We start from the raw sequence: 2,888 nt of genomic DNA on the forward strand, positions 1-2,888 counted from the left end.
GATCCAGCCGCCGCAAGGTATCGCCAGCGATCCGCGGCGGGACCTGCCCGAAGCCGCGCAACATGTCCTCGGCCCGCTGCCAGGCAGCGGCATGCGCCGCGCTGCGTGCGCGCCAGCGGTCGAACGCCTCGCGGTCCGACGGCGACAAGCTCTCGGATTGAAAGCGCACCAGCCAACCGGCCGCTTCCTTCAGGATGGCAGGATCGATCACGCGTCGGCCTGGCTGGCGATCAGGCAAGCGGTCAGCGCCGCCTGCATATGGCGCTTGACGGTGGATAGCGACACGCCCAATCCCTGCGCGATCGCCTCGTAGCCCATGCCCTCGAATTGCGACATCAGGAAGATCTCGCGGCTCCGGGCGGACAGCTTGCGCAGCGCGGCATCGATGGCGCCCAGGGTCTCCAGGATCAGGGCGCGGGCCTCCGGCGAAGGCGCCTCCTGCTCGGGCAGTTGCGCGACCGCGGCCAGATAGGCCTCTTCCAGCGCCCGGCGGCGCCAGTGGTCCACCACCAGCCCCTTCGCGATATGGGTCAGCAGCGCACGCGGCTCGGCGCCGGCTTCCGTTCGGCGCCGCCCGGCCATCAAGCGCACGAAGGTGTCGTGGGCCAGGTCCGCCGCGTCGAAGGAATTGCCCAGCTTCTTGCGCAGCCAGATCGACAGCCAACCGTGATGGTCACGATAGAGCTTCGCGACGGGATCGGCAGGCGGGGAATCGGACGTAGGCAAGGCGCACCGGCAATAGAATCTAAATGGGAACCATTTATATTCTATCGTATCCGCGCGCCCGCCCTGGACGCCCCCCGCGCCCGCGGGCCGCCCTATAGCTTGGGCGCGTAGCGCAGCGTCAACATCACGTTGCGGGGCTCGCCGTAGTAGTTATTGCTGCTGAGCGTGTTGTATGACGGCACGTAGTACTTCTTGTCGAACACATTGTTGAGGTTCAGCCCGATGCTCAGTTCCGGCGTGGCCTGATAGCCCAGACGCGCATTCCAGATCGAGAATCCGGCCATGGTGAACTTGCGGTCCGAACTGATCGTATGCGTCTGCGTGTTGACGCCGGCGCCCACGCTCAGGCGGTTCAAGGAACCCGGCAGCCTGTAGTTGGCCCACAGGCGCAGCATGTGCTTGGGCGTCCAGGTATTGAAGACCTTGCCCTGGTTGTCGGGGTCGTCCAGATACTTGGTGGTGTTGTAGGTATAGCCGGCGTACAGTTCCAGGCCCTTGATCACTTCGCCCGAGACCTCGGCCTCCAGGCCCTGGCTGCGCACCTTGCCCGCCGCGCGCGAGCAATACCAGCCATCGCACTCGAAGCCCGCGTCGTAGTCGTTGACCGCGCGGTTCTTGTGGTCGTAGCGGAACAGCGCCAGCAGCGTATTGACGCGGCCGTCCGCGAGTTCGCCCTTGACGCCGATTTCGTAGTTGTTGCCCTCGATGGGCTTGAGCAGGCTGCCCGATGCGCTGCGTTCGGTCTGCGGTTCGAACACCGTCGTATAGCTGGCATAGGCCGACCAGTTGTCGGTCAGCGAGTACACCAGGCCGGCATAAGGAATGAAACGCCCGGAGGTGCTGGACGTGGTGGCGCTGCCTCCGCCGCTGTAGGTGTAGTCGTACCAGCCGATGCGCCCGCCGCCGATCAGCGCCAGGGACTCGACGGGCTTGACGCGCCAGGTGCCGTAAATGCCCTTCTGGCGGATGTCGTAGGCGCTGCGCGAGTCATAGCCGCTGGCCTGGGCAATGGTGTCGATGTCCTGCCACGGACGATGGTGGTCGATATCGAAGATATTGCCGCCGTCCTGCCAGGCACGCGTGAACCGGTCCTGCGTGGTCAGCTTGGAATAGTTGGCGCCGACCACGACCTCTTGCTTCATCCCCAGGGCGGTAAAGTCGCCGCTGACCGACATGTCGAGCCCGCGCTGCTTGCTATGGAAGTCCACGCCGAAATCGCCATAGGACAGCCCGCTGCCGTCCGGCTGCACGGCATCCGCGACGCGCTGATGCACGGTCGTGTTCTTTTCATTCATGGCCACGCCGGCCAGCTTGAAACGCCACGCGTCGTTGAAGCGGTGCGTCAGGTCCGCATAGAAAATGGTCTGGTCGTTCTTCGCGCGATTCCAGGTCGAACCCGTGAAGGTCGAACGCGGCAGGTCGATATCGCCTCCGTCCGCGTAGCGGGGATAGCCCACGAACATCGGCCGCGAGCGGCTGTATCGGTTGCTGACTCCGATGCCTACCGTGGTGTCTTCGGTGATGTCGTAGTCCAGCGCGGCGTACAGGTTGCGCGTCTTTTCCCACACGTAGTCGATGTAGGAATGGCTTTGATCTTCATCCAGCACCACGCGGCCGCGCAAGGTGCCCGATTCGTTCAAGGGACTGCCCGCGTCCAGCTGCAAGCCGTAGTGATCCCAGGAGCCGGCCTTGGCCGTCACCACCACCGCAGGTTCCGTCCCGCCGCGCTTGCGCACCAGGTTGATCGCGCCGCCTGGGCTGCCCGCGCCCTGCAGCAGGCCGGCGGCGCCGCGCAGGATTTCCACGCGGTCGTAGAACACCAGCGAGTCCTGCTCCCAGTTGCCCAGGCTGTAGCTGTTGCGCAGCAAGGACACGCCGTCGTATTGCAGCAGGTCCACGGGGAATCCGCGGGCGTTGATCGCCACCCCGGGTCCCACACCCTGCACGCCAACCATGCCGGTGGTGTTGTTCACCGCGTCCGGCAGGCTGACCATGTCCTGGTCATCCATGCGCTGCCGGGTCAGCACGGTGATGGATTGCGGAATGTCTTTCAAGGCCTGCGCCGTCTTGCCGATGGTGACGGCCGGCGAACTGTAGGAGCCCGTGCCATCCGTGGTGGTCGAGTAGCTGCCCGTGACCGTGACCGGAGCCAAGGTCGCGGC

3 protein-coding genes are annotated in these 2,888 nt (G+C 65.1%); all 3 read right to left on the reverse strand.

From position 1 onward, the window contains the following. Nucleotides 1-211, reverse strand: a 211-nt coding sequence (locus tag VIR09_RS02075) for a DUF4880 domain-containing protein (protein WP_332011344.1), incomplete at its 3' end; no start/stop codon positions are given. Next, complete coding sequence (locus VIR09_RS02080) at nt 208-726, reverse strand: sigma-70 family RNA polymerase sigma factor (RefSeq protein WP_332011346.1); 519 nt, start codon at nt 724-726, stop codon at nt 208-210. The genes VIR09_RS02080 and VIR09_RS02075, both read right to left, overlap by 4 nt. A 92-nt stretch (nt 727-818) precedes the next feature. Further along, a partial coding sequence (locus tag VIR09_RS02085) for a TonB-dependent siderophore receptor (RefSeq protein WP_332011348.1) occupies nt 819-2,888 on the reverse strand: 2,070 nt, incomplete at its 5' end.

This window comes from Achromobacter sp., assembly GCF_036567245.1.
Taxonomy (GTDB): Bacteria; Pseudomonadota; Gammaproteobacteria; order Burkholderiales; family Burkholderiaceae_B; genus Achromobacter.